A 24929-nucleotide genomic window follows, 5' to 3' on the forward strand; every position below is an offset into this window, starting at 1 on the left:
AAATTGTTGGTTGCAGGATACCAGAAACCTTCCCGAACGCGGGAAGGAAGATATCCTGCAATGCGCGCTGTATCGCGTTTTATTCGCTTACAAAACCCATGCATCAACGGTGATAAGTTACCGCCAATCAGGCCAGTTGCATCGCGAGCTGGATGGAGATCGCCATACTTTCGGACTTCGCTTTTCCTGTCCAGGCAATATCAAACGCCGTGCCGTGGTCAGCAGAGGTGCGGATGAACGGCAATCCGGCAGTGATATTCACCCCATCATAGAAACCCAGCAGCTTGAGCGGAATGTGTCCCTGATCGTGATACATCGCCACGACCATATCGTACTGGCCTTCATACGCCTGCAAATAGACGGTATCCGGCGGGCACGGGCCATAAACATCAATGCCTTTGGCCTTCATAGCTTCAACCGATGGCGACACGATTGTGATCTCTTCGTCACCAAACAGGCCATTTTCGCCCGCATGCGGGTTAACCCCGGCAACGGCAATACGCGGGTGGGTAAAACCGACGCGTTTGAGGAAGACATCCGCCATGTCGATCACCGTTTCCACACGATCGCGGTTCAGCGTATCCAGGAATTTACGCAGCGCGATGTGCGTTGAAACATGGATAACCTTCAACTTATCGGTATACAGCACCATCGCATAGTCGCGGCTGTTGGTCAGTTTCGCCAGTAGCTCGGTGTGACCCGGATAAATATGCCCCGCAGAGTGCAGCGCTTCTTTATTCAGCGGCGCGGTCGCAATCGCGTGGACTTCACCCGCCATTGCCAGCGCAGTCGCTTTCTTGATGCAGCGATAAGCCAAATCGCCCGCCTGTGCCTGAACGACACCAGGCTCCAGCGCCTGAGGATCTTCCAGCGGCTCATCAATGATGTTAATGACGCCCGGCGCGAAGACCGCGTCAGCCGGCTTATCAATGATTTTCAGCTCTACGGCTGGCACCACATTCAGCGCCAGAATACGTCGCATCGTCTGTACGCAGCCCACCACCACGGCAGACGCGCCGGAAAGCTCGCCTTCGGCCAGAGACTTGATAATAATTTCCGGTCCAATCCCTGCCGGGTCACCCATCGTTACCGCAATAATTTTACTCACTGACCTTCTCCTCAATAAAACGTAAAACGTCGAGCAAAGTAGTTTCGTTGCCAAAACCCCCCGCTTTAGTCATCACAGGGGTCGTGCCGACAACGCTGTTCAGCAGGTATCCCCAGGGCACACAGGATGCGATTTGCCCCTTAATCTGAAAGCCGGTCGCGCCCAGTGCGGTTGCCACAGCAATCGCAATGTCACCACCGGATAAATACAGCCCACCCGGCAGGCGCCGGTTAGTCCTGTCCGCTGTCAGGCTGTCTAGCGCCTGAACAATGCTGCGCGTAAGTTCCCCCAGATAGTGGCTGATCGTTTCGCCAAGCTGCTGTCGGCTAAGCCCAAGCTGCTGGCACCGCGCATCGATTTCGAAGCGCTGATTTTCGTTGTGACAGGTACGAATAATGCAATGGTGGCCGTTCATCAGCGCCGTCACCGCCTCCTCACACTGGGATGCCATGACGGTGGATGAATGGGGTGAAAAGAGCGCGCTGATATCGATCTCAACCAGCGAGACATCGCTGCGCAGTCTGGCGGCCGCAATCTGTTTTTGAGCGATATCGCTCATTGACCCAATGACAGCCAGCAGCGGCTTCTCCGTTTTGCGCGTAAAATCCTGCGCGTTCGCCAGCGCTTCGCTCAGGCCAGCCGAGCCGACCAGCAAGGGACGAAACGGCAACGCCCTGGCAGCGTCAACGATATGCGCCAGATCGTCCTGCACATCCGTATCCAGAATAATCAGACGTACGCCCTCGTCCGCCAACTGCTGTAAACGCTGGGCTAAATTGGCCTGACGGACGTCATCAAGGTGTATTTCCGCCACCGGTAACGCGGTTTGCTCGGCCAAACGGGCCGCGATAGAAGCTGAGGCCACCGGCGTTTTGGGATCGCTGGCAAATTCCGTGTCGGTAAGCAGACGAGCATTCACCCAGACCTCACCTTTGCGGGTCACGCGTCCCAGCGTCGGCGACGCGGCAGCAATCAGCGCAACGGGCACGGCTGCCGCAGACAGCGCCGCAGCGATCTCCGCCCCCAGATTTCCACGCAGCGTCGAGTCAATCTTCTTGATAATCCAGCCTTGGCCACCTACTGCCTGCCAGGCCGCAACCGCTTCTGCGGTACGTTGAGACGCTACGTCGCTACGCGCCGCACGGCTATCGGTGTTGATCACCACCGCATCGCCCAGTAAATCCGCATGCAGTTTATTAACGTCAAAGACGACGCTAACCCGCGCGCCATGCTGCGCCAAACCGACGCCCGCATCATTGGCACCCGTAAAGTCATCAGCGACCACTAATACCTGTTCTGCTGATTGCTGCACGTTTGACATACTCCATCCCCGGTTCATGATTACCTGATAATGATTATATTGAATCACGTTTGATTATATGTGAGCAATATCAAATTATTTAAAAGGAATTTCACCTATAAATTATCACCACGATGTGGCAAATGGCGTTTAGACGTGATGAGAGCCGCGTCATTTGACTGAAAGTAATCACCATCGCAACCATTATCATCATAGCGATAACGCTCTGGCGAAAGAGAAAAGGCAAGGTAATAAGCATGAACATCAATAGCACTATCCTCAGCGGTTACCGGGTACTTCAGGACATTAGTCACCTGTTGGCAGGGAAACAGCACGTTTTATTTGTCACCGACAAAAACATCGTCGGGCTGCCTGACGTTCAGGCGCTGATCGCACAAGTTAAGCAAGCCGTTCCGCAGGTGCTGTTGGTTGATAATGTTCCTGCCGAGCCAAGCCAGCACGACGTTGCCCAGATACTGAGCCAGCTCACACAAACCCAGACCGATCTGGTGATCGGCGTCGGTGGCGGTAGCGTGCTGGATGTCGCCAAACTGCTTTCCGTACTGTGCGCGGGCGATGACACCGTCACGCTGGATAGCCTGCTGGCAGGGGAAAAACCGACGCGCCGCACGACATCCCTGCTCATCCCGACCACCGCAGGAACCGGCTCAGAAGCCACGCCGAATGCCATTTTGGCAATCCCGGAAAAAGAGACCAAAGTCGGCATTATTACGCCAGTGATGCTGCCGGACTACGTTGCGCTGGTGCCGGAACTGACCATCAGCATGCCGTCACATATCGCCGCTTCAACGGGTATTGATGCGCTCTGCCACCTGATTGAGTGTTTCACCTCAACGATTGCCAACCCGGTCAGCGACAACTACGCGCTGATTGGCCTGAAAAAGCTGTTTGCCAACCTCGAAACCTCCGTGCGCGAGCCGAGCAACATGGAAGCCAAGCTGAACATGCTGTGGGCGTCCTACTACGGCGGTGCCGCCATTGCCCACTCTGGTACGCATCTGGTTCACGCCATGTCTTACCCGCTGGGCGGCAAGTACCACATTCCGCACGGCGTGGCAAACGCCATCCTGCTCGCCCCTTGCATGCGTTTCGTGCAGGACGCCGCACAGGACAAATTCGCACAGGCGTATGACCTGCTGCCGGATGCCGATTTGACGCTGAGTACCGCGGAAAAAGCACAGGCGCTGGTGACCTATTTCAGCGAATTGGTTAAACGCCTAAACCTGCCCAACACCTTGCAGCAGCTCGGCGTGGAAAAAGACCACCTGCCCTATCTGGTTGATGCCGCGTTACAGGTTCAGCGCCTGATGAAAAACGTGCCGACACAGGTCAGCGCCGACGATGTTCGTGAGGTTTATCTGACTCTGTTTTAAAAGCGCGGCTCTAAACAGCTTATTTCGTTCGTTTAGGCATAGAGATACACGGGGCGACCACAGAGGTGAGGCGTCCCTGCGGGAACCTCCCACTGTGTTTCCCCTAAAAACGGGCTTAAGTGAACAGCATTAGGCTTTAAACAGCGCGGTTTTGAATAGAACGATTTTAAGTTTTCATCTTTTTGATTACGTGTCACGAGGAAGAACAATGAGTAAAAACATTACCGGCGTCCTGACCGCCATCGTCACGCCGTTTGATAACCAGGGCGAATTTAACCCCGCAGCCATGCGCCTTCAGGTGCAGCGCCAGATGCGCTACGGCAACGGTATTTTTTGTAACGGCACCAACGGTGAGTTTTTCGTACTGCACACCGATGAAAAAGTCGCCGTTACTGAAACCTGCGTTGATGAAGTCGCCGGAAAAGTGCCGGTTGTCGGCCACATCGGTGAAATATCCACGCGGGAAACTATCAAGCTCGGCAAGCGCATTGCCGCACTGGGTGTTGATGCCGTTTCGGTCATCACCCCGTATTTCATCCCACTCAAACAGGAAGAACTGATCGCCCACTACACCGCCGTCGCCGATGCGCTGACTGTGCCGGTGTTTCTCTACAACATTCCTGCACGCACGGGGAATACGCTGGCGCCGGAAACCGTCCGCACGCTGGCGGATCACCCGAACATCATCGGCATCAAAGACAGCGCAGGCAGCTATGAAAGCCTGAGCGGTTATGTGCAAGCGGTGAAAGGCGTACAGGGCTTTAACGTATTGAATGGCCCAGACTCGCTCATTCACCAGGGCTTTGTTGACGGCTGCTCCGCCTGTATTTCCGGGCTGGCTAACGTGGCACCGGAACCGATCAGCCAGATCTGGCACCGCTTCAACGCGGGCGACATTGAAGGCTCTCGTCAGGCACAAGAACAGGTTGCCGAATTGCGTAAGACACTGTACGCCATCGCGTTCTCACCCGCCGTGGTGAAAAAAGCGCTGGCAATCATGGGTGAAGATGTCGGCGTCAGTCGCTATCCGATCCAGTTTTCCGCACAGGATGAAGACAACATCCGCAGCATACTTAGTCAATTCTCGCAGTAACAGAGAAATATCAATTTCCATTTAAGGCCGAGAAGATATGAACCATTTTAACTTTACCGATACCCTCATCATCATTGGGATGATTGTGTTTTATATCGCATTCACCTCATGGTTAACGCTCAAATTACGCAGTAAATCAAGTACCGAGTTCATGGAAGGGTCACGCGCGCTACCGGCGTTTATCGTCGGTATCCTGCTGATGACCGAATTCATCGGCGCCAAATCGACGGTCGGTACGGCACAGTCTGCCTTTGAGAACGGCATCGCCGCCTCTTGGTCAGTCATTGGTGCCGCTATCGGCTTCCTGCTGTTCGGGATGATTTTGGTTAAAAAAATCTACAATACAGGAAAGGTCACCATCTCTGGCGCTATCGCCGAGAAGTACGGCACCAGCACCAAGAACATCATTTCGATCATCATGATCTATGCGCTGTTGCTGGTAAACGTGGGCAACTACGTCAGCGGTGCTGCAGCAATCTCCACCGTACTGCACATCTCCCTGCCAGTTGCCGCGCTGATCACCGCGATTGTGAGTACCTTCTACTTCTATTTTGGCGGTTTAAAAGGCGTGGCTTATGTCACGTTGATCCACAGCGCCGTGAAGTACGTTGGTGTGATGATTATTCTGTACGTTGCATTGAAAATGACCGGCGGCTTTAAGCCAATGATCGAACAAATGCCGGATTACTACTGGACGTGGGACGGTAAAATCGGTGCCAGCACCATCTTCGCCTGGTTGATCGGGACTATCGGTTCTATCTTCTGTACCCAGTTCGTTATTCAGGCCATTTCTGCAACCAAAGATGCAACGTCAGCAAAACGTGCAACCTGGGTCGCCTTCCTCTTCTGTATGCCGATTGCACTGGCTATCGCGATTATCGGTGTTGCAGCGAAGTTTGCTCACCCTGAAATCAATAGCCTGTACGCCATGCCAATCTTCCTCCAGGATATGAATCCTTGGGTTGCTGGCCTGGTTACTACATCACTGGTCGCGTCCATATTTATCAGTGTGAGTACCGTCGCACTGGCGATTGCCTCACTGATTGTTAAAGACTTTTATGTTCCGTATTACAACCCAACACCGGAAAAAGAGATGAAGATGACACGAGTATTCTCACTCATCATCGGATTCCTGCCGCTGGTCTTTGTTTTACTGGTCCCTGAAGTCCTGAAACTGTCATTCTTTACCCGTGCAATCCGCCTTTCTATCTCGGTGGTCGCCATTATTGCCTTCTATTTGCCGTTCTTTAACAGCACGAGAGGAGCCAACGCCAGCCTGATATCAGCCTGCGTCGTCACGTCCGTCTGGTACATTCTCGGTAACCCGTACGGCATCGATAACATGTACGTCGCGTTGGCCACGCCAGCGATCGTCATGCTGATCGACCGTATGATTCCGAACAAAGCACACAAAATTAAAGTTTCTCAAACTGAAAATAAATCAGGAGCCTGAGTCATGAGTAGCGAAACCATTACCGTGGAACGTAGCGGAAAAGTTCATCACGCAGAAGGCGATGCCGCGCGTCTGGATGCCTACATTCCATCGGAATGCCCGCAGAATCATGCGGCCAACCTGCTCCATCTGCCGAACGGCGATGTGCTGTGCGTCTGGTTTGGTGGTACACAGGAAGGGATTGCGGATATCTCTATCTATATGTCCCGCCTGGTGAAAGGCAGCGATAGCTGGACTAAAGCCGTTAAGCTGTCTGAAGATGCCACGCGTTCCGAACAGAACCCGGTTCTGTTCCTCGCGCCGGATAACGTCCTGTGGCTGCTGTATACCGCGCAGAAATCCGGTAATCAGGACACCGCCATTGTGCGCTACCGCCAGTCTACGGATTTGGGCGCAACCTGGGGCGAGATTGGCACGCTGCTCGATCAGCCGGGAACGTTCATCCGCCAGCCTATCACCGTGCTGGCAAACGGTGACTGGCTGCTGCCGGTGTTCTACTGCCGCGTTCAGCCAGGTGAGAAGTGGGTCGGCAACGATGATGACAGCGCCGTGAAAATCTCCAGTGACCAGGGCAAGACCTGGCAGGAATATCCGGTGCCAAACAGCACGGGCTGCGTGCATATGAATATCACCCCGCTGAAGGACGGCACGCTGCTGGCGCTGTACCGCAGCCGCTGGGCGGATTTCATCTACCAAAGTCGTTCAACAGATGGCGGTAAAACCTGGTCAGATCCTGTGCCGACCGATTTGCCAAACAACAACTCGTCCATTCAGGTGACCACGCTGGAGAATGGCCATCTGGCGCTGGTGTTCAACCACATGAGCGCCGCCGATGCCACCGAGCGTCGTCTGTCGCTGTACGATGAAATCGAGGATGAAGAAGACAAAGCCAGCAATGCCAAAATGCCGGAAGTCCAAGCTGGCAGCCGTAGCGCCTTCTGGGGTGCTCCACGCGCGCCGATGACGCTCGCCATTTCGGAAGACGGCGGTAAAAGCTGGCCGTGGCAGCGCAATATCGAAGTGGGTGACGGCTACTGCATGACCAATAACTCCACGGAGAAGCTGAACCGCGAGTTCTCTTACCCCAGCGTCAAGCAGGCGCAGGACGGTAAGCTGCACGTAGCGTTCACCTACTTCCGTCAGGCGATCAAGCACGTCGTGGTGAGTGAGGAGTGGGTCAAAGCGAACTAAACCACGCTACTTTTTCTCTTTGTCAGCGGGGGGCGCTCCCCCGCTACCTTCAGGACACTATAATGATTGCAGGAAACCTCAACACCCTCAAACTCGCTACGCTGCCTGAAGCGCTATGGACCATTCTATCCGCACCCGGCATGTCGTTAGCTGAACTGAATGCGCTGCCCGAAGGCCGCTATCAGCCGGAAGGGGCCGAATGGTTCTACAACATCGGCACCGTGAACACCGCACCGCGCGCCACGCGACATACCGAATTTCACAGCAACTATCTCGATATTCAGTTGATTCTGGAAGGTGAGGAGATTATCGGCTACGGTCTGAATGATGTGCATGGTCAGCCCGCGACCGAGCGTAAACCGGATCTTTATATTCTGGATAACCCACAGGTGCCACATCAGATCCATCTGCGGGCAGGCGACTTCGTCACGTTTTATCCGGGCGAAGCCCATCAGGCGCTGTGTGCGATTAACGACAGCCCTGCTCCGGTCAAAAAAGCCGTGTTTAAAATCCCCGTCACGTTATTGTAATTAAGAATGGTTATCCCCTAAATAATTCGAGTTGCAGGACAAAACGTTAACGTTGGCCCTTTAGGGCGAGGCACATGTATGGGCCTTGTAACGCGGCAACCGCGCGAATCCTCAGGAGCTTACTCAAGTAAGTGACTGGGGTAAGCAAGAGAAGCCAACGCACATGCAGCTTGAAGTATGACGGGGATGCATTAAGGAGACACATCTCATGTCAGCGACAGCCCCCAAACACGCCCTGATTACCGGTAGCAGCTCAGGGATCGGTGCCGCCATCGCACAAAAATTACTGGCGGAAGGCTGGCGGGTAACCGGCCTGTCGCGCAAGCCGGGTGATTATTCACATCCACACTTTACCCACCGTGCGGTGGATATCATGGATACATCCGCGCTGACGGCCATTCTGGACGAGATTGCGCAGGTTGATGCCGTCATCCATGCCGCTGGTATCATGAAGGCCGCCCCGCTCGGTCAGCTTTCGCTGGAAGATGGTGAAATGCTATGGCGATTGCATATCAACGCGGCGCAGGTGCTCGCCGATCGTCTGGTTGATAAGCTGCCGCAAGGTGGAAGAATTGTGCTGCTGGGCAGCCGTACATCCAGCGGCTCCGCGGGGCGCAGCCAGTACGTCACGACAAAATCCGCGATGATCGGCATGGCAAGAAGCTGGGCAGCGGAACTGGCTCCGCGCGGCATTACGGTAAACATTGTCGCACCGGGTGCCACAGAAACGCCGATGCTGACGATGCCGGGCCGCCAGAGTTCTCCGCCGAAGCTGCCACCGATTGGGCGTTTCATTCGGCCGCAAGAAGTGGCCGATCTGGTGGGTTACCTGCTCTCCCCATCTGCCGCAGCCATTACCGGCCAGCAGTTGGTGATGTGCGGCGGTGCCTCGCTGTAATTCATCGTGATTTCCTTGCTCAACCGGCCCCGCAGGCCGGTTTAGTTAGCTGCTGGCGCGGGGTTCAAAGATAAACTTCACTTTTTCCACTACCGGTGGATGCTCGTCGTTGTCCATCATGGCAAGCACCAGACGCCCGACCTCCGCGCCCAGCTTTTCATAATCAAGCCGCATCGCGGTCAGCGCGGGAAACGCGTGTTCGCATTGTTCAGAACCATCCAGACAGGCAATCGCCAGATCGTAAGGAACTTTCATCAGACGGCGTTGGCATTCAAAGAGCGCGCCCAACGCAATTTCTTCATGGCTACAGATAATCGCATCCAGTTCCGGCTGGTTTTGTAGCAGCTCCGTCATCGCATAGCGGCCAAACTGTAGGCTGGGAGCTTCCGGGATCGTAATTTTCAAATCCGCATTGTGATAATGCGCCAGCATGGCTTTATTCCAGCCGTTCAACTGCTGTTTTTGCAAACGGTTATCCGTATGCGCGCCGATATAAGCCACATGACGATACCCCTTTTCCAGCAAAGACCTCGTCAGTTGTTCCGCCGCTTCGGCAAGGGCGATATCAATATTGATGTTTGCACTCAGCGCGGCTGCGCCGGACACATTCACCGTAATGACGTTGCTGGCCTGTATGATGTCCTGAGTACGTTGTGAGAGTTGCGCACTGAATAACACCAGTGCGGCAGGACGCTGCTGCAAGAGTTTTTCCACCATTCCCGCTTCGGTATGCTGGCGATATTCATGGCAGCCCATGATTAACGAAACGTTATGCTTGCCAACTGCCTGTTGCAGCGCCTGCACAAAACGCACGCTGGCGCGATCTTGCTGAAAAGGATAAAGCACCGCAATAGCGGGCTGATAGGCTGACGCCAACGCGCCTGCGGCCTGGTTCGGTACATAGCCCAGCGTTTTTATCGCATCATTGATTTTCTTCTGTGTGGCATCGGAGACCAGTCCTGGCTCCCTCAATGCGCGGGACACCGTCATCGCGCCGACACCAGCATGGTTCGCAATGTCCTGTAGCGTGACGCGACTCGTACTCTCGGTAAGCTGGCTGGCTTCTTGATTGGGTTCATAGCCCAATGTTCTGGCGGCCAGTTCCACTTTGCTGCGTAACTTCTCAGAGACCAGATCGGGTTTGCGCATCACGCGCGATACCGTCATCGTCCCGACGCCCGCGTAGTCGGCGACATCCTGTAGCGTAACCTTACCGGTACTACGACGCTTACGCATGCTCACTTCCTCTCCATTCGTCATTTTTTTCATCGCACGGTCGCGATAACAGCCGGTGACTTCTATTGCCTTCAGGCTAGCGTGACGCAGGGCAACGTGCGAACGACCCCGATTTCCTTACTGCGTCATTCACGCCCCGTCATCACCGTTGATAGTGTGCCTGTGCCGGTTCGGGTGGACAAATAAAGGCCCCGCTTGTGCTAAGCCGGTCACAGTTAATGATACGCATATCAGTTAGCGCTATCTTTTTAGATGTTAATCACATTATTTTCGCAATCAGCACACTATCCTGCGCTCAGAATGATACAGAGGTGACTCTAATGCTTAACACTTTACTAACACCAGACGTTGTTCAGATTTTACCTGCCTGTGATGATTGGCGTCACGCTATCGCTTTGTCCTGTAAGCCTTTACTGGATAACGGCTCGATTGAACCTACCTATATTGAGGCGATCTATCGCTCTCATGAGGCCATCGGTCCTTACTATGTCGTCGGCCCTGGGATTGCTATGCCGCATGCCCGTCCGGAAGACGGCGTGAATCAACTCGCCGTCAGCCTGACGCTGATTCGTGATGGCGTAGTTTTCCATTCTGACGGTAACGACCCCGTGCATTTGCTGATTGTTCTGGCCGCCACGGACAGCAATAGCCACATCGATATTATTTCACAGCTCGCTCAGTTGTTCGACACGCCTGATGACGTCGCCGCGTTACTCCGCGCGACGGATATCGAACAGGTACTTTCCGTTATTTCTCGTTATTAATTGCCACCAGAGGGACACACATTATGAAAATTACAGTCGTATGCGGTAACGGCCTGGGTACCAGCCTGATGATGGAAATGAGCATTAAAAACATCGTGAAAGAACTCGGCGTGGTTGCTGATGTGGATCACGTGGATTTAGGTTCAGCGAAAGGCACGGACAGCGACATCTTTGTCGGCACCAAAGATATTGCCGATCAGCTCGTCGCGCAGGCGGTAGGGGGAAAGATCGTTTCCCTGAATAACATGATCGACAAAGTGGCGATGAAAGAACGCCTGTCGGTCGCCCTGACAGAAATTGGCGCCTTATAAGCGGAGGATCAAAAATGGAATTCTTCCGTTTTTTAATGAGCGATGTGCTGTCTGAACCCTCAATACTGGTCGGTTTGATCGCTCTTATCGGCCTGATTGCACAAAAGAAACCTGCCACGGAGTGCATCAAAGGCACCGTGAAAACCGTGATGGGTTTCCTGATCCTCGGGGCGGGCGCGAGCCTGATCGTGTCCTCACTGGGCGATTTCGCCCAGATTTTCCACCATGCGTTTGGTATCGCCGGTGTGGTACCGAACAATGAAGCCATTGTCGCGGTAGCACAGAAGAACTTCGGCACCGAGATGGCGATGATCATGTTCTTTGCGATGGTTATTAATATCGCCATCGCCCGCTTTACGCCGTGGAAATACATCTTCCTGACCGGACACCACACGCTGTTTATGTCGATGATGGTTGCCGTGATTCTGGCAACCGCCGGAATGAAAGGCGTGCTGCTGATTACCGTCGGGTCGCTGGTCGTCGGGGTATCGATGGTGCTGTTCCCTGCCATTATTCACCCGTATATGAAGAAAGTCACAGGCTCGGATGACGTCGCCTTTGGTCACTTCTCTGCGATATCACAGCTGCTGTCAGCGTTTATCGGCAGCAAGTTTGGCAATAAAGAGAAATCAACCGAAGACATGGAAGTGCCGAAGAGCCTGCTGTTCCTGCGTGATACGCCGGTCGCCATCGCTTTTACCATGTTTTTCATCTTCATTTTCACCTGTCTGTTTGCCGGCCCTGAAGCGGTGAAAACGATGAACGCCGGTGGGAAAAACTGGTTCATGTTTTCGCTGATTCAATCCATTACCTTTGCTGCCGGCGTGTACATCGTGCTGCAAGGCGTGCGGATGGTGATTGCGGAAATCGTGCCTGCGTTTAAAGGCATTTCTGACAAACTGGTTCCCAATGCTAAACCGGCATTAGATTGCCCCGTTGTCTTCCCCTATGCCCCGAATGCCGTTCTGGTCGGTTTCCTGAGCAGCTTTGCGGCTGGGGTGATCGGTATGGTGCTGCTCTACCTGTTGGGTATGACGGTGATCATTCCTGGCGTGGTGCCGCACTTCTTCGTCGGCGCAGCGGCCGGGGTCTTTGGTAACGCCACCGGTGGGCGTCGCGGCGCGATTTTAGGTTCTTTCGCCAACGGGCTGCTGATTACCTTCCTGCCTGTTTTCCTGCTGCCAGTATTGGGCAGTATCGGACTGGCAAACACCACGTTCAGTGATTCCGATTTCGGCGCGGTGGGGATTCTGCTGGGCATCATCGTGCGCTAAGCCCGCATGATGAATCTCATCCGACACCAGTTTTAGTTTACGGAGGCAATGATGGAATTCTATTTAGATACGGCTGATGTGGCCGCAGTAGAACGGCTTGCTGGCGTGTTACCGATTAAAGGCGTGACCACCAACCCGAGTATTGTCGCACGCGGAAAAGCCGATATTTATACCGTGCTGCGGGAGATGCAGGCCGTTATCGGCACGGAAGGACAGCTGTTTGCTCAGGTGATGGCACGCGATCCTGACGTGATGGTGGAAGAAGCGCTGAAGCTCAGAGATGTCATTCCTTCTCTGGTCGTCAAAGTGCCAGTGACGCATGCAGGTTTAGTGGCAATTAAGCGATTAACGGCGCTGGATGTTCCCACCCTCGGCACCGCCGTCTACGGTGCGGGGCAAGGGTTTTATGCCGCGCTGGCGGGGGCTCGCTATATCGCGCCTTACGTCAACCGTATTGATGCACAGGGTGGCGATGGGATTGCGCTGGTGAAAGAGCTGCAAACCCTGATTAACCTGCACAGCCCGCAAACTCAGGTGCTGGCAGCCAGCTTTAGGACGCCACGTCAGGTTCTGGACTGTCTGCTGGCCGGGTGTCGGGCGATTACCGTTGACCCTGCCGTCGCCGAGCTGTTCCTGCAAGACCCCGCGGTTGACGATGCCCTTAACCGGTTCGATCATGACTGGCAGGCACGTTTCGGTCATGCCGATCTCGGCTGACTGATGGCAAAACATCACCCGCCTGTCGGGTGGTGTGTCCAACATAACCGTGTTCTCAACACGATCGCATTGCCAAATGCGGTCGTGTTGCCAAAAAGCATCAATGCAGGACGAACTCGCGGTACTTTTCCACCAGCGTCAGAAAATCATCCAGACCGCATAAAGACAGGCTCTCTTCGTCGTAATAACTCATGCCTTCTTCCAGCTCATCCGTGGTAAAAGACAGCTGATTTGCCTGCACCATCACTTCTTCTTCATCCAGCGACAGCGTATATTCATGACCTACGCGCCGCCACTGCCGCTCACTGCCCGCAACAGAGCGCGCCGCTTCTTCAACATCAGTCAATACCGTTAGCTGGCCTTTTACTTCTTCATTGAACCAGTGCCCGATCGCTTCATGTCCCATCGACATACGAACGATGACCTGGCCCGTCACATCCCGCAAAAATTCATAGTCCATGATGCCATCCTCACTGTGATGTTTCTTCTGTTCAGTTTAGTCGCCTATGCGCCCTACCGTCGTGACGCACCTTCACCTTTGATGTTGCAGATGCACCATTGATATTGCAGATGCACAATACCCGCAGCCAATGGCCAGCGAACAGACAACGTGAAGTATGAAAACAGGCAGAAAAAAAGGAGGCACAAGGCCTCCTTCGGTGTAGAGATGCGAACTATAGCGAGTTAGACAGTCGTCTGGAAGATCACGCCATCGGCTTTCTCGGTATATTGACCTAACTGGTCAAAATTCAGATAGCGATAGGTGTCCTGCGCGGTTTTATCCACCTGCGACATGTAGGTCTGGTACTCTTCTGACGTCGGCAGGCGACCCAGCAGAGAAGCGACCGCAGCCAGCTCAGCAGACGCCAGATACACGTTGGCACCGGTGCCCAAACGGTTCGGGAAGTTACGCGTCGAGGTAGAAACGACCGTCGCACCATCCGCTACCCGCGCCTGGTTACCCATACACAGCGAGCAGCCAGGGATCTCGATACGTGCTCCGCTCTTACCAAACACGCTGTAGTAACCTTCTTCGGTCAGCTGTGCCGCATCCATCTTGGTCGGCGGCGCAACCCACAGGCGGGTCGGCAGCTGGCCTTTGTGGCTATCCAGCAGTTTACCTGCCGCACGGAAGTGCCCGATGTTGGTCATACAGGAACCGATGAAGACTTCATCAATCTTCTCGCCCTGCACATCAGACAACCAGCGCGCATCGTCTGGATCGTTCGGCGCACACAGGATCGGCTCTTTGATATCAGCCAGATCGATGTCGATCACCGCGGCGTACTCGGCATCGGCATCCGCTTCCAGCAGTTGTGGATCGGCCAACCATTTTTCCATGCCCTGAATACGACGCTCCAGCGTACGGCGATCGCCGTAGCCTTCGGAGATCATCCACTTCAGCAGCACGATGTTGGAGTTCAGATACTCGATGATCGGCGCTTTATCCAGCTTGATCGTACAGCCAGCCGCAGAACGTTCCGCCGAGGCGTCGGTCAGTTCAAACGCCTGCTCGACTTTCAGATCCGGCAGACCTTCGATTTCCAGAATACGACCGGAGAAGATGTTCTTCTTACCTTTCTTCTCAACGGTCAGCAGACCTTGCTTGATGGCATACAGCGGGATGGCGTGAACCAGATCGCGCAGAGTAATGCCCGGCTGCATTTTGCCTTTGAAACGTACCAGAACGGATTCCGGCATATCCAGCGGCATCACGCCCGTCGCGGCAGCAAACGCCACCAGACCGGAGCCCGCAGGGAAAGAAATACCGATTGGGAAACGAGTATGGGAGTCACCGCCCGTACCAACGGTATCCGGCAGCAGCATACGGTTCAGCCAGGAGTGGATAACCCCATCGCCCGGACGCAGTGAGACGCCACCACGGTTCATGATGAAATCAGGCAGCGTGTGGTGCGTGGTCACATCAACTGGCTTCGGATAGGCCGCGGTGTGACAGAATGACTGCATCACCAGATCGGCGGAGAAGCCCAGACAGGCCAGATCTTTCAGCTCATCACGGGTCATCGGCCCGGTAGTATCCTGTGAACCTACAGAGGTCATCTTCGGTTCGCAGTATTCGTCAGGGCGAATGCCCGCGACGCCACAGGCACGGCCCACCATTTTCTGCGCCAGCGAGAAGCCTTTCTTGCTGGCTTCAACCGCTTTGGAAATACGGAACACATCGCTGTGCGGCAAGCCCAGTGACTCACGCGCTTTGGACGTCAGCCCGCGGCCGATAATCAGTGGAATACGACCACCGGCACGCACTTCATCCAGCAATACATCGGTCTTCAGCGCAAACGTCGCCAGCACTTCATTGGTGTCGTGGCGGCGTACTTCGCCTTCATACGGGTAAATGTCGATCACATCGCCCATATTCAGATCGTTCACATCCACTTCGATCGGCAGCGCACCGGCATCTTCCATCGTGTTGAAGAAGATCGGGGCGATCTTGCCGCCCAGCACCACACCACCACCGCGTTTGTTCGGAACGTAAGGGATATCTTCGCCCATGAACCACAGCACGGAGTTGGTTGCCGATTTACGCGATGAGCCTGTACCGACAACGTCGCCGACGTAAGCCAGCGGGAAGCCTTTCTTGTTCAGTTCTTCGATCTGTTTGATCGGGCCCACAGCACCAGGCTGATCGGGATCGATACCTTCACGGGCGTTTTTCAGCATCGCCAGCGCGTGCAGCGGGATGTCAGGGCGTGACCAGGCATCAGGCGCCGGAGACAGGTCATCCGTGTTGGTTTCACCGGTGACTTTAAAAACGGTAACGGTAATTTTTTCCGCCAGTTTCGGGCGGGACAGGAACCACTCGGCATCAGCCCAGGATTGAATCACTTTCTTGGCGTGCGCATTGCCTGCTTTCGCTTTTTCTTCCACATCGTAGAAGTTATCAAACATCAGCAGCGTATGAGACAGCGCTTCGGCGGCAATCGGTGCCAGTTTGTCGTTGTCTAACGCATCAATCAGCGGATGGATGTTATACCCACCCTGCATGGTACCCAGCAGCTCAACCGCTTTTTCCTGGCTAACCAAGGGGGAAGTGGCTTCGCCTTTAGCGACGGCAGCCAAAAAACCGGCCTTCACATAGGCGGCTTCATCAACACCGGGAGGGACGCGATTAATCAGCAGATCAAGCAATGCTTCTTCTTCGCCTGCCGGGGGATTCTTGAGTGACTCAACCAGCGCGGCCATCTGCGTGGCATCTAACGGTTTAGGAACAATCCCCTGCGCAGCCCGCTCGGCTACGTGCTTACGATATTCTTCTAGCACGACGTTCTCCTCGCTCTCATTGTCTTCATTATGCCGGCGCTCTTGTTCCCAATTGTGGTGTCCATGCCTGGGTGTCAGCGTGTGGATGTAAGGTAGTAGAGTGTCCGGTCCAGCCTCGTCAGCATATCAGGATTTGAATTGATTGTTAATTCGTTCACATAATAGCAACATTAATTTTTATTCAACTATGCTATGTGCCCAATTTCATTATCGCTGAAAAATGCCGACATCAGCAGAATAGCATGTCCCTGACGGCACACACTAACTATGCTGAGTTAACCACATAATAGGTAGGCTTTTAACAACATAGCGTGATTAATCATCGTTTGATGGCATAGCGATAATCAGAATGTTCGCAATAGAGTCGGGAAAAACGTTAACAGATGATAGGTGCCTTTACGGCAACGATGCCGGATGACCTCTTTGATAACAGGAAAAAACGCCATGAAGATAACACGGTATCTGCCAATGGTTTTCGTCTCTGCTTTCGCGTTCACCGCATCCGTCTATGCCGCCCCTATCGAGCTGGAGGGTATCGGTTTAACGCGCGATATTCCTTGTAATGGCAATAATGTCAATATTTCAGGCAACGGTAACAACATCGTACTGACGGGCAAATGTGCCAATATTTCCGTCGCTGGTTCTGAGCACAACATCACGTTCGATACCGCAACATCGCTTACCGTGACCGGTTCAGAGATTGCCGCCATAGGTCAATCGACGGGTGATCTGACCGTCGCCGCGTATAAAAACACCATCCGCACGCACATCTTCGCCGAGGATAAACCCGCAAAGGTGAATGTAACGGGTACGGAACATCATCTCGATCTGGATTTTAAAGGCCCCGCCGTTGTTTCCTTCAATGGCATCAGCAACCGCCTCTCATGGGGAGGAACAGAACCGAAACTCTCTTCTAGCGGTGCTAATAACGTCATCAAGCAAAAGCCCTAATTTGCTGCGTTTATTCCTCTGAAAGATACCTGACGAACGGATTCCGGCAACAAAGAACACACGGCCCAATCGACAACTCGCCGATTGGGTCGTCATTTTAGTACAAAGAATATCGAATCAATTCGCGCCAGAGCGGGTCACATCATGCCTTAAACGTCAGCCACGGGCGCAGCCGTGCCACAGGTTGAATCAGCCCTGACTGCGTCTGAATATCAATCACGGGCGTAACCGGCTTATAAGCCGCCGGCGCCTCTTCCCGCAGGCGCTCATCCTTCAGCGTGATGCATTGCCAGGGCACCGTCTCTGCCTGTTTGGCCGTATCGATCTTATTGCGCATACTTTGCCGACGTTCGGCACGCCCTGCGCCGTGTGAACACGACCACAGCCAATCAGGGTTCCCCTTCCCAGTGACGAGATAAGAGTAGTCCCCCATTGAGCCGGGAATCAGCGCGAACTCTCCGGCTTTGGCGGGGGTCGCCCCTTTACGATGCAGATTCATTCCGTGCTCCGGCAGAATAATGTTATGCGACAGATCGACCACCAGCTTGCTGGTATCCCGCGTAAACACCTGCTTCCAGGAAGAGCGAATCAGTTCAGTCAGCACGATCCGGTTGATCCACGCATAGCGGGCAGCAACGCCCATCGCTTCCATATAGTCCGTCGCCTGCTCATCAACCAGACCAAATAGGCCGGACGCCGGGTATTTTTCTCCCGCAGGCCAGCAGGCTCGCGCTTTATCGATCCCACGCTGGCCGACATAAAAGCCCACGTCCCGTGAACCGGTATGAATCATAATGACGACTTCGCCTTCCTGTACGCCAGCCTGATACGCCGCATGCCGATCCAAAACCGCATCAACAATTTGCAGCTCGACGAAATGGTTACCCGACCCAACCGTACCCAGACTGGAAGGTCGCAGAATCTCGCGCGGTGCAAAAAACGGTTCTGGCGCATGCCGACTAGCAGCACGAACCGCATCAGTTCCGGCAATGGAGCCGAATTCTGCCGACAAGCGTCGGAAGTCTACTTCCTGCCAGAGCCCCTGCAAGGGCAGCGCCGCAAGCCATGCCGAGAGTCCTTCGTCAAAGAGCGCGGAAAACGAATCCGGCGTTACAGGGACATCACGCTGATCCAGCAGTAGCGTATTTTTGAGCGCCTGAATCAGCGCCGGTTTATGTGCGTCAGCATCAGTATGATGTACACCCGTCGTCAGCAAGCGCATCCCGCAGTTGATATCGGTCCCAATCGCCGCAGGGATAACAAAGTTATCCGTAGTGGCAACAATGCTGCCGACGGGCGCAAGCGTGCCGGGGTGGAAATCCGGCGTCGCGCGAGCGGCGCAGACGTGCGCATCGCTGCCTGGTAGGTGTACCGAGGCGAAATCCAGCAGTTGCTGAACCGCCTTTTCTTCCAGCGGCAATGTTTCCGGCAACAGAACCTGCGCTTCTGCATGCTGCCTGCGAAGATGATAAATAGAATGTTGGTAATCGGTGTCTATCCCCAAACGGGATAAACGTTTTTGTAAGCGAGTAAATGTAGACATGGTGCTACCTGGAAAAAACAAAAAAGCGCTCCTCCCGTTTCGAGGAGAAGGTTGTTTTTCCTGCAGCAGCAGATTCAGGAAAGGATGTCGCGTTATTCTAGGGAGGAATGCCGCTATTGTAAACCGTCACGGCATAGCGCGGCAGCACCGTCCGCAGCGTTGTTGAGCGCCGTCATTATCCGCGCTCAAGGCCGAGAGTATGGTAAACTCAATACATTAGTCATCTCTAAATTAGCCAGTCACGCAGGACGGTATGAACATGACGTTGAGCAATTCGGATCGGGAATTCATGCAGGACGGTGCGAAAAAAGCCGCGGCGCTGCTGCGCGCGATTGGCAACGAGAACAGGTTGCTGGTGCTTTGCCTGCTTATCGAACACGGTGAAATGTCGGTGGGTGCGCTGCTTGAACATATCCCGCTCAGCCAGTCCGCCCTCTCACAGCATCTGGCGAAAATGCGTGAAGAAGGATTGATTAGCTATCGACGCGAATCACAAACGCTGTACTACCGCATCGAAAATCAGAATGTAGAAACGATCGTCGCCACCTTAAAAACCATTTTCTGTCCCTGATAGCGGCAATAAAAAATTTCTGGGAGAAATTTTTAACGTTGCGCAGCAACGGCCCGCAGGGTGACGACCAGGGATGGCACGCCATAAAAAACGCCACGGTACAATGGCACCGTGGCGTTCGCGATTCAGTATGACGGATATAAAACTTAGAACGACGTCTTCACGTTAACAAAGAAAGTCCGTCCCGGTTCGTTATAGGTTGCCGCACCCGCCCCCGCAATAGTAACGGAATTATTGGTCGTGTTCACCACATCCTGCGCATTACCGGCACGGAACAGACGTTTATCAAACAGGTTCTCGACACCACCCGTCACGCTCAGGTTCTTATTAAACGTATAGGTACTGCTTAACCCGAACAGCGCATAAGGGCTTAACTCATTGGTCGCGCTACCCGTTACACGCTCACCTTTGTAGTTATACTTCTTCGGCTTCTGGCGACCATACCAGGTCACATCGGCCAGGAAGGAGAGGTTCTCTGTCGCCTGCCAGTCTACGGATGAGTTCAGGGTAAACTCCGGCGTAATCGACAAATAATCACCCGTGGTTTTATTCTTCGACTCCAGCATCCAGGTCAGGTTGTTACGCCAATTGATGGTCTCCGTGACAGGAACGGTCAGGTTACCTTCCAACCCCTGAATGACGGCTTTCGGTACATTGCCCCACTGGAAGATATTGGCGTTGGCATATCTTGAATCACTCCCGCCCACCGCTTTACCGATGACATTGTTGCCTGCTTCAATCTTGTTACGGTAATCGTTATGGAAGTAGGTGATGCCAGCGATCAACCCATCACGGTGAAACTCCAGACCGATTTCTTTGTTCAGGCTGGTTTCCGCTTTCAGGTCTTCATTACCGATCAGGTAGCAAGACGTGCCGCCCGAACAGCCCTGCCCACGGCTATAGAGCAGGTAATTCTCGTTAGTCTGGTACAAGTTCGGCGCTTTGTAAGCACGGGCGATACCCAGCTTCAGCGTGTAGTCGTCACCTAATTCCTGCGACAGGTTGAGCGACGGGCTCCAGTTAGTGCCCGCCGTGCTGTGATGATCGACGCGCAGCGCCGGCGTCAGCATGGTACTGTCCGTCAATTGGACGTTATCTTCCACAAAGGCGGAAGCCAGACGAGCGGCGGATTTCTCACTGCGTCCACTGCTGCTCAACGACCCCACGCTACCACCTTCGGTCGTCGTCTGCGTGTTCGAAACCGGATCTGTCATCTTCTGCTCGTTCCACTCAACCCCGAACGTGAGTACCTGCTCGACCCAGAGATTCAGCGGAATATTCACTTCGTTGTGCGCGGTGAAGTTATCCAGTTTTATCGTGCCATATTGATTCGGAATATTGGTATCAAAAATTCCTTCTAAACCGCCAGACAGCCCCTCAAGGATACGGGTATTGTGCGTACGCTCGTATTGCAGATACGACGTAGAGCTGACGCCGCTGTCCCAGTAGCCGCGATGCGTTACCGCAAAATTCTGGCGGTACATACGGTTGGTTTCCTTACCGTAATTGCTAACAACAAGCGGATTCGTGTTGGTATTTTGCGAATCACCCGCATAGATGTTGCCCTGACGGCTGGAACCCGCTTCAAACTCCAGCGACTGTTGCTTGGTCATATCCCAGCGCAACAGACCGTTGATATCTTTATTACGCACCCCTTCGCGTCCGGAAGGCAGTGAAGCTGACTGATTACCCGCCCGCGCGGACTGATGCCCTTCGTTAATATCGCGTGCATCAGCCTGAGTTTTATTCAGGTTGCCGTACAGACGGAAACTCAGACTGTCGGTCAGGCCGCCCATCAGGCTAAAGTCGGTACGCTTGGTCGCGCCTTCCGAGCTATGTTCCGGCGCGTTCAGGTAGGTGTTCCAGGTACCATGCCATTCCTGACTCGGCTGTTTGGTAATGATGTTAACCACACCGCCCGCTGCACCATTACCATAGCGCGCCGCCGCCGGACCGCGTAGCACTTCAATGCGCTCGACCATATCGGCTGGCACCCAGTTGGTGTCACCGCGGGTATCACGTTCACCGCGCCAGCCGTAACGCACCGCGGTACGGCTCGATACTGGCTTGCCATCCACCAGAATTAACGTGTTTTCCGGCCCCATACCGCGGATATCGATCTGACGGTTGTTACCGCGCTGGCCGCTGGTTGAGTTACCGGACAGATTGACGCCCGGCATGGTGCGAATCAGATCTGACAGGTCGTTAGCGGGCGGACGCTTGCTGATATCCTCAGCCGTAATCACCGACACGCCCGGCGCCTGACGGGTTTGCTCTGCGGCCGTCACCACCATCGTATCGCCCGATGCTTTACTTTCAGCCTGATTCTGCACCTGAGGAGCGGGTTCTGTCGAAGGAGTGGTCGAGGTCTGCGCAGCGCTCAGAAACGATGTCATCCCGCAGCTAACGCCAATGAGCGTCGCAAGATAACGACGCGATTGTGGTAGTTTCATCAAAATTATCCTGCCCTGTAAGAAATGAATAAGTAGCCTGAAAAAGGAGCAACATCGCAGCCGGTACAGCGACACCTAACGACAATCAGCAAAAACGCTGAATAACGGCGGAGATAAAACGCGCAGACGTGGCGGTTATCGGGAGAGAGCGTCATGCCAACGGGCATCACGGCGTGTTGTTATGAAATGCTGTGTGTAATCAATCAGCCCTTTTCTCCGCATTGCCGGAAATGGAAAATGCATTTATCGTACAATGTGACGTTTCCAACGAAAAATGCTATTGAGAAGTATTTGCATTACCATTTTGACGCGGTCATTGTTACATTTGTCATTCAGGACGGGGTTTGCTCTAGCAGCAAAATGTTTTGCCAAAGCATCAAAATGGAAGGCGCAGGTCGAAGGGTTTAATCAGGTAGGTAATCACGTGCGCAGCTTCACACAGTCATCAAAGCCGATCTATAAAGATCACATCGTTCAGCAATCCAGCTTGGTCGCGAACAATTACCGTTTTATCGGCCCCCGGCTGATCGATAACACGCCGGTGCTATTTGGGTCGTTCAGTGTCGTGCAGCTTAATCCGCACCTGATTCTGCATACCGCAGATGTGATTAATCGCCACAACATGAAAACCCAAAACTTGCTGGATGACGCCATCAAGCTCGCCATTGTGGTGAGCGGCAATGCGCATATCTCATTTGACCATCAGGAACTGCACCTGGGAGAGAGCCAGCCTGCTTCGCTGATTTCGCTGACGGAGCCGACGATGTTCACCCGCATCGGCAAGCGTGATGAATATGAGCGAACGATTACGCTGACGTTCGACAGGGAATGGCTGTACGGCAATATGATGGACACCGTTGGCGACTGGCAGGCTATCCACGATTTCACGCAGACCCATCTGGCGACACACCTGTGGACGCCGTCCCGGCAGGCGCTGGCGATTGCCTTACAGACGCTGGACGCTGAACCTTGCCAAACGCCGCTCCAGCGCCTGTATCTGGAAACGCAGTGTATGGGCCTGATTATCGAGGCTTTTACGTCATTGACCGCCAGCGTAGCGCAGGAGAAAAGCAGCGGTGTGACCCTGCGCGGCTACCATCGCATTCAACAGATCAGAGATATGCTGGAAAGCGGCAGCGCCGATCAGCTTTCGATGAGTGAGATAGCCAAAAGCGTCAACATGAGTGAAAGTACGCTACAGCGCCATTTTCGTCAGACGTTCAATATGAGCGTGTTTGAGTACCTGCGTAACTGCCGCTTACAGCGCGCCATGCTGGCCTTGCAAAAAGACGGCATCGGTATTGCGCAAGCGGCCAGCATCGCCGGTTACAACAGCCCCGCCAACTTTGCCACCGCCCTGCGCCGTGCATTCGGTATTACACCGGGGCAGCTAAAAGACCGCTTCTGATTCCGAATCACTAATAACCAAATGGAATTTATTATTCCGTTTGGTTATTAATCGCTCTTCAGCGATGCGCAGTAAATTAATGTTTTTCTGCCAGCACACATGACAACCCATGACCAATCAGACTGATATCACCGCAGCGCTTGCCCACCACATCATCCATAGCGAACCCAATCGGGAAGCGATTGATGCCGCCCGTGACGGGGTGACTGACTTCATCTCCACCGCGCTCCCAATTGCACAGGGGGCCATTGCCGATAGCGGGCTCGCGCCATTAAAGCAGGTGTTCAGCGGCACGGACAGCCTGACGCGTAGTCTGATTCTGGGCTATTCCGGTCACGTACTGGACTTTGACGATTACCATCCGGCGTTTCGTGGACACCCCAGCACCGTCATCCTGCCTGCGCTATTTGCCCTTGCCGCAGAGGATTCATCCGTAACGGAAGAAGCGTTTTTGGCGGCGTATGTGATCGGCGTGGAAGCGGCAGGCAGAATCGGGCTGGCATGCGGCCCGCGTCATTACAGCCTCGGCTACCACAACACCGCCACACTCGGCGCTATCGCCGCCGCCGCTGCCGCAGCACGTCTGGCTGGCGCGTCGGTGGAACAGACGCAGACCATTCTTGGTCTGGCTGCCACACAGGCCGCAGGGCTGCGGGCGCAGTTTGGTTCAGCGGTCAAACCGCTACATGCCGGGCTTTCCGCCAGAGCGGGGCTAACCGCCCTCAAGCTGGGCTTAGCAGGTTTTGAGGGCAACACACAGCAGGTGATTGACGCCTTTCTTGCCGCGCACGGCGATCAAAAACAGCAGCCGGAGCTGCTGGTTGAAAACTGGGGTGCACCGTGGCGTATGCTTTCTCCCGGCCTGGAGTTCAAGCGCTACCCAACCTGTGGCGGCACCCACAGCGCTGCCGAAGCGGCTTTTGCCCTGCGGGAACAGTGGCATCAGCAGAATGGTGCGGATGCCGATCTGGCCGCTGCCATCGAACAGATCACGGTGACATTCCCGCCGGGTGGCGATGTTGCACCGTTTATCCGTTACGCGAAAAACGGCGTAGAGGCACGGTTCAGTCTGGAATATGTGATTGCGGCGGCGCTGATTGAAGGGGAGCTGAAGCTGGCACATTTCTCGGAAGCACCGGTTGAAACCACGATCTCCGCGCTGGCAAAGCGCGTCGTACGCCGCGCCGATGAAACCGCCCCACCCGATGAGCTTGACCCGGAAGCACGTTTTCATGAAGTTACGCTGCACTTGCGTAACGGCAACACGTTAGTACAGCGCACGACTCGTCAGGAAACCTCGGCACGCCCCACCGATCTCCGTGCCAAGCTGCGGCAAACGATCGGTTCGCTGGCGCATCTCGACAGCGAACCGATCGCCGACCGCTGCGCATTACGGCATGACGGCGATTTACGCTATTTGCTCGGGCTGTTGTTTTAACAAGATGCTGTTTT

The 24929-nt window shown here is 54.3% G+C and carries 21 protein-coding genes; 14 read left to right on the forward strand and 7 right to left on the reverse strand.

Annotated features, from left to right (window positions below; genetic code table 11):
- Positions 1-127 precede the first annotated feature (127 nt).
- Both WCT94_RS09570 and dtnK read right to left on the reverse strand, forming a co-directional pair.
- A complete protein-coding gene (locus WCT94_RS09570; protein ID WP_317177424.1) occupies positions 128-1108 on the reverse strand; it encodes a D-threonate 4-phosphate dehydrogenase in 981 nt (326 codons plus the stop codon).
- Positions 1101-2429, reverse strand: a complete 1329-nt coding sequence (dtnK, locus tag WCT94_RS09575; RefSeq protein WP_336869300.1) for a D-threonate kinase — start codon at positions 2427-2429, stop codon at positions 1101-1103. Before dtnK ends, WCT94_RS09570 begins: the two co-directional genes overlap by 8 nt.
- A 236-nt stretch (positions 2430-2665) precedes the next feature.
- On the opposite strand from dtnK, the gene WCT94_RS09580 reads away from it, so the two are divergent.
- The 6 genes from WCT94_RS09580 to WCT94_RS09605 all read left to right on the forward strand — a co-directional run bounded on the left by WCT94_RS09580 (position 2666) and on the right by WCT94_RS09605 (position 8967).
- Positions 2666-3802 carry an iron-containing alcohol dehydrogenase gene (locus WCT94_RS09580; protein WP_336869302.1) on the forward strand — a complete coding sequence of 379 codons (1137 nt, stop codon included), beginning with the start codon at positions 2666-2668 and terminating at the stop codon, positions 3800-3802.
- Between the two features lie 208 nt (positions 3803-4010).
- Complete coding sequence (locus WCT94_RS09585; RefSeq protein WP_336869304.1) at positions 4011-4895, forward strand: dihydrodipicolinate synthase family protein; 885 nt, start codon at positions 4011-4013, stop codon at positions 4893-4895.
- A 37-nt stretch (positions 4896-4932) separates the two neighbouring features.
- Positions 4933-6348: a sodium:solute symporter family protein gene (locus tag WCT94_RS09590; RefSeq protein ID WP_336869306.1), complete on the forward strand. Its 1416-nt coding sequence runs from the start codon at positions 4933-4935 to the stop codon at positions 6346-6348.
- Between the two features lie 3 nt (positions 6349-6351).
- Entirely contained in the window at positions 6352-7539 is a 1188-nt protein-coding gene (locus tag WCT94_RS09595; RefSeq protein WP_336869308.1) for a sialidase family protein, read from the forward strand.
- 62 nt (positions 7540-7601) lie between these two features.
- A complete protein-coding gene (locus tag WCT94_RS09600; protein WP_180785371.1) occupies positions 7602-8069 on the forward strand; it encodes a YhcH/YjgK/YiaL family protein in 468 nt (155 codons plus the stop codon).
- 208 nt (positions 8070-8277) lie between these two features.
- Positions 8278-8967, forward strand: a complete 690-nt coding sequence (locus WCT94_RS09605; RefSeq protein ID WP_336869310.1) for an SDR family NAD(P)-dependent oxidoreductase — start codon at positions 8278-8280, stop codon at positions 8965-8967.
- 45 nt (positions 8968-9012) lie between these two features.
- Here WCT94_RS09605 and WCT94_RS09610 read toward each other — a convergent pair whose 3' ends face one another.
- A complete protein-coding gene (locus WCT94_RS09610) occupies positions 9013-10203 on the reverse strand; it encodes a LacI family DNA-binding transcriptional regulator (RefSeq protein ID WP_336869312.1) in 1191 nt (396 codons plus the stop codon).
- 320 nt (positions 10204-10523) lie between these two features.
- Here WCT94_RS09610 and WCT94_RS09615 point away from each other — a divergent pair, with 320 nt between their 5' ends.
- Genes WCT94_RS09615 through fsa form a run of 4 tightly spaced genes read left to right on the forward strand, consistent with a single transcriptional unit; the run spans position 10524 to position 13269 of the window.
- On the forward strand, positions 10524-10967 hold the full coding sequence (locus WCT94_RS09615; protein WP_015841684.1) for a PTS sugar transporter subunit IIA: 444 nt from the start codon (positions 10524-10526) through the stop codon (positions 10965-10967).
- 23 nt (positions 10968-10990) lie between these two features.
- Positions 10991-11278 carry a PTS sugar transporter subunit IIB gene (locus WCT94_RS09620; protein WP_336869313.1) on the forward strand — a complete coding sequence of 96 codons (288 nt, stop codon included), beginning with the start codon at positions 10991-10993 and terminating at the stop codon, positions 11276-11278.
- Positions 11279-11292: 14 nt separating this feature from the next.
- Positions 11293-12552: a PTS ascorbate transporter subunit IIC gene (locus WCT94_RS09625; RefSeq protein WP_010300423.1), complete on the forward strand. Its 1260-nt coding sequence runs from the start codon at positions 11293-11295 to the stop codon at positions 12550-12552.
- Positions 12553-12603: 51 nt separating this feature from the next.
- Complete coding sequence (gene fsa, locus WCT94_RS09630) at positions 12604-13269, forward strand: fructose-6-phosphate aldolase (RefSeq protein ID WP_180785403.1); 666 nt, start codon at positions 12604-12606, stop codon at positions 13267-13269.
- Between the two features lie 100 nt (positions 13270-13369).
- On the opposite strand, the gene yacL is transcribed toward fsa, so the two are convergent.
- Both yacL and acnB read right to left on the reverse strand, forming a co-directional pair.
- Entirely contained in the window at positions 13370-13729 is a 360-nt protein-coding gene (yacL, locus tag WCT94_RS09635) for a protein YacL (protein ID WP_015841688.1), read from the reverse strand.
- Positions 13730-13953: 224 nt separating this feature from the next.
- Positions 13954-16551, reverse strand: a complete 2598-nt coding sequence (gene acnB, locus WCT94_RS09640) for a bifunctional aconitate hydratase 2/2-methylisocitrate dehydratase (protein WP_180785367.1) — start codon at positions 16549-16551, stop codon at positions 13954-13956.
- Between the two features lie 444 nt (positions 16552-16995).
- Between acnB and WCT94_RS09645 the strand changes: the two genes are divergently transcribed.
- Positions 16996-17502 carry a DUF3060 domain-containing protein gene (locus WCT94_RS09645; RefSeq protein ID WP_336869317.1) on the forward strand — a complete coding sequence of 169 codons (507 nt, stop codon included), beginning with the start codon at positions 16996-16998 and terminating at the stop codon, positions 17500-17502.
- 142 nt (positions 17503-17644) lie between these two features.
- Here the strand turns inward: WCT94_RS09645 and WCT94_RS09650 are convergent, their stop codons facing one another.
- A complete protein-coding gene (locus WCT94_RS09650; RefSeq protein WP_336869319.1) occupies positions 17645-19045 on the reverse strand; it encodes an RtcB family protein in 1401 nt (466 codons plus the stop codon).
- A gap of 259 nt (positions 19046-19304) precedes the next feature.
- On the opposite strand from WCT94_RS09650, the gene WCT94_RS09655 reads away from it, so the two are divergent.
- Positions 19305-19616 carry an ArsR/SmtB family transcription factor gene (locus tag WCT94_RS09655; protein WP_336869320.1) on the forward strand — a complete coding sequence of 104 codons (312 nt, stop codon included), beginning with the start codon at positions 19305-19307 and terminating at the stop codon, positions 19614-19616.
- 146 nt (positions 19617-19762) lie between these two features.
- Here WCT94_RS09655 and WCT94_RS09660 read toward each other — a convergent pair whose 3' ends face one another.
- Positions 19763-22069, reverse strand: coding sequence for a TonB-dependent siderophore receptor (locus WCT94_RS09660; protein WP_336869321.1), 2307 nt, complete (start codon positions 22067-22069; stop codon positions 19763-19765).
- A gap of 424 nt (positions 22070-22493) precedes the next feature.
- Between WCT94_RS09660 and WCT94_RS09665 the strand changes: the two genes are divergently transcribed.
- Together WCT94_RS09665 and WCT94_RS09670 are read left to right on the forward strand one after the other, a co-directional pair.
- The gene (locus WCT94_RS09665) at positions 22494-23477 is read left to right on the forward strand and encodes a helix-turn-helix transcriptional regulator (RefSeq protein ID WP_336869322.1); all 984 of its coding nucleotides are present in this window, start codon (positions 22494-22496) and stop codon (positions 23475-23477) included.
- A gap of 109 nt (positions 23478-23586) precedes the next feature.
- Positions 23587-24915: an MmgE/PrpD family protein gene (locus tag WCT94_RS09670; protein WP_336869324.1), complete on the forward strand. Its 1329-nt coding sequence runs from the start codon at positions 23587-23589 to the stop codon at positions 24913-24915.
- The last annotated feature ends 14 nt before the right edge of the window (positions 24916-24929 follow it).

This window comes from Pectobacterium sp. 1950-15 (assembly GCF_037136835.1).
GTDB lineage: Bacteria > Pseudomonadota > Gammaproteobacteria > Enterobacterales > Enterobacteriaceae > Pectobacterium.